Source organism: Thalassiella azotivora (assembly GCF_054781695.1).
Genome location: NZ_BAAGTX010000048.1, coordinates 1 through 2,998, shown reverse-complemented (window position 1 = coordinate 2,998; position 2,998 = coordinate 1). Strand labels below are relative to the sequence as shown.

At 77.7% G+C, this 2,998-nt stretch carries 2 protein-coding genes and 1 pseudogene; 1 reads left to right on the top strand and 2 read right to left on the bottom strand.

Going from position 1 to position 2,998, the window contains the following annotated elements; genetic code table 11:
- Both ACYVQV_RS18920 and ACYVQV_RS18915 read right to left on the bottom strand, forming a co-directional pair.
- The coding region (locus tag ACYVQV_RS18920; RefSeq protein WP_461024867.1) for a glycosyltransferase family 2 protein at positions 1–924 on the bottom strand (924 nt) is incomplete at its 3' end.
- On the bottom strand, positions 921–2,597 hold the full coding sequence (locus ACYVQV_RS18915; protein ID WP_461024866.1) for a carbamoyltransferase family protein: 1,677 nt from the start codon (positions 2,595–2,597) through the stop codon (positions 921–923). The genes ACYVQV_RS18915 and ACYVQV_RS18920, both read right to left, overlap by 4 nt.
- Before the next feature lie 121 nt (positions 2,598–2,718).
- Here ACYVQV_RS18915 and ACYVQV_RS18910 point away from each other — a divergent pair.
- Positions 2,719–2,998: pseudogene (locus tag ACYVQV_RS18910) on the top strand (hypothetical protein); the annotation flags it as partial.

The following is a 2,998-nucleotide window of genomic DNA, read 5'->3' as shown; positions in this document are numbered from 1 at the left end:
CAGCAGGTCCAGCGTCAGGCCCGCCCAGGCGGCGCCGGCGCCGCTGGCGAGGCCACGGCGCCCGGCCACGGTGGAGGCCACCGCGGTGGCCGCGGCCCCGACCGTGGCCAGGTGCCACCGCAGCCGGCCGGGCGGGGCGCCGGCGCGGGTGCGCCAGTCGCGACCGTGCAGCCTGCGCATCAGGACGTCGTCGGCGTTGCCCGCCTGCACCCGCACGCTGACCAGGTCGCCGGCGGGGCGGACCGGGTGCTCGACGCGGCGGCGGCCGCGGGCCAGCGACCAGCCCGCCTCCTGCACCCGCAGCGCCAGGTCGGCGTCCTCCCGGTAGGCGCGGGGGAAGCGCTCGTCGAACCCGCCGGCGGCCAGCAGGGCGGTGCGGCGGTAGGCCATGTCCGCGGTGATCCAGCGGGCCGTCTGCAGGCCCGCGGTCGAGCGCGCCCAGTCGGTCGGGCGGCCCGGCGCCGGCGGGACGACGACCCGGCCCTGGGAGCCGGCCGTCCCCGCCTCGCAGGCCTGAAGGTCCGCGACGAGGTCAGCCGTCCACGTCGGCGACGGCAGGACGTCGTCGTCGAGGAAGGCCACCCACGGCGCGGTGGCGCAGCGCCAGCCGACGTTGCGGGCCGCGGCGGGGCCCCGGCCCCCGCCGACGACGACCCGGGGTGGGCGTCCGCCGACGTCCGGCAGGTCCCGCAGCGGGTCGGTGGTGGCGGCGGCGGGGCCGCGGTCGTCGACGACGACGACCTGCCCGGGGGCGTGGGGGTCGTCGGCGCCGGCCGTGGCGAGCGCGGCCAGGGTCCGGTGCAGGCTGGGCCGGCCGACGGTGGGGACGACGACGTCGTAGCGGACGACGCCGGCCCGTCCGTCCGGCCCGTCCGCCGCCGCGGTGCCGCGGCGTCCGCCCTGCCCCGAGGTGCGGGCGCTCACGACCTCGTCCCGGGCGTCGGGACCTGGCGCCGCACGAGGTGCGGTCCCAGCACGAGGGCGTCCACCGGCGCGGAGCCGAACAGCTCCAGCGCCTCCCTCGGGTCGTCGACCATCGGGCGCCCGGCGGTGTTGAGGCTGGTGTTGACGAGCACCGGGAGCCCGGTGCGGGCCTCGAACGCCCGCAGCAGGGCCGCGACCGCCGGGTTCGTGGTGTCGTCCACGGTCTGGATCCGCGCCGTCCCGTCGACGTGGACGACGGTGGGCACGCGCTCGCGCCACCGCGGGCGCACGTCGTGGACGAACAGCATGTACGGGCTCGGCATCGGTCCGCCGGAGAACACCTCGTCGGCACGCTCCGTGAGCACCATCGGCGCGACGGGCCGGAACTGCTCACGGCCCTTGACGTCGTTGAGCCGCTCGAGGTTCTCCCGGTGGCCCGGGTGCGCGAGCAGGGAGCGGTACCCCAGGGCCCGCGGCCCGAACTCGCTGCGGCCGCCGAACCAGGCGACGACGCCGTTGCGGGTGAGGACGTCGGCCACCTCCCCGGCCAGGTCGGCGGGGGTGGTGAACGGGACCGCGGCGTGGCGCAGCCAGGCCGCGAGGTCGTCGTCGGACCACCCGCGGCCCAGCGCAGCGGTCGTCATCGGCGCGGGCACCTCGCCGCCGTCCGCGCTGACCTGCAGGGCCGCGCCGAGCGCCGTCCCGGCGTCCCCCGCGGCGGGTTGGACCCACACGTCCTCGAACGGGGTGCTCGCCCAGACCCGCCGGTTCGCCACGCAGTTCAGGGCGGTCCCCCCGGCCATCGTCAGCACCCGGTCCCCGGTCTGCTCGTGCAGCCACGTCGCCAGCTCGACGAGGACCTCCTCGAGGCGCACCTGCACGGACGCCGCCAGGTCCGCCCAGGTCCCGCGCCAGGACTCCTCGTCCAGCGCCGCGTCGCGGTCCCGGCGCGGGGCCCAGCGCGACCAGTCGGGTGCCTCCGCGACGAAGCCGCCGTCCCCGGTGGGACGGACGAGCTCGCGCAGCTCGTCGAGGTGGCGCGGCGTGCCGTAGGAGGCGAGCGCCATCACCTTGTACTCGTCGCTGGAGCGCAGGAACCCGAGGTGCTCGGTGAGGGACTCGTACAGCAGGCCCAGGGAGTGCGGCAGCTCCTGGCTGGCGAGCACCTCCAACCTGCCGTCGTGGTAGCGGCCGGCGAGGTGGGACGCGCGCTCGCCCCGGCCGTCCAGCACCAGGACGCTGCTCGGCCGCCCGTGCGCCGCCGGGGCGGCCAGGCCCGCGGACGCCGCGTGCGCGACGTGGTGCGGGACGAAGCGGACCCGCTCGCGCTCCAGGCCGGGCAGCGCGGTGACCAGGAAGTCCGGCGCGTGCTCGGCGTAGGTCACCCGCAGGTGGTCCCACGGGTCGTGCAGGCCCATCTCCTCGGCCGGCTTGGCCAGGGCCGGGTCGAACGAGTACGCGACGGCGTCCAGGTCCTTCGGGCGCAGCCCGGCGGCGTCCAGGCACCAGCGGGCGGCCTGCTCCGGCAGCTCCCATGCGGCGAACGGCACCGGCCGCTTGCCGTGCTTGCGGCGGCTGAACCGCTCCTCCTCCGCCGCCGCCACGACCTGGCCGTCGACGACCAGGGCCGCCGACGGGTCGTGGAAGATCGCGTTCACTCCGAGCACTCGCATGGGCACTCGACTACCCAGAGAAGCGCTTCTCACACTCCCAGGACGAGAAGCGCTACTCACCGTGTGCGAGTGCGGTGCTCTTCGACGCATACGGGCTCGGCAGGTGGGTACCGGCGTCGCCATGACGACCACCTCCCCAGACGCCCACCAGGCGCCCCGGTCGGCCGGCTCCACCGCCAGCGCGCCCGCCCCGGCCCGGACCCGGACGGTCGTGCGCGGCGACGACCCCGTCCCGGGCGGCGAGCCGCCCGTGCTGGCCGTGCACCACGTCGACGGGCGCGACGTCCCCGCCCGGGGCGGCCGGACCACCGAGCGCCGCAGCCCGCTGACCGGCGCCCCGGCGTCCAGGGTCGTCGCGGCCGGCGCCGACGAGGTCACGGCCGCCGTCGACGCCGCCACCC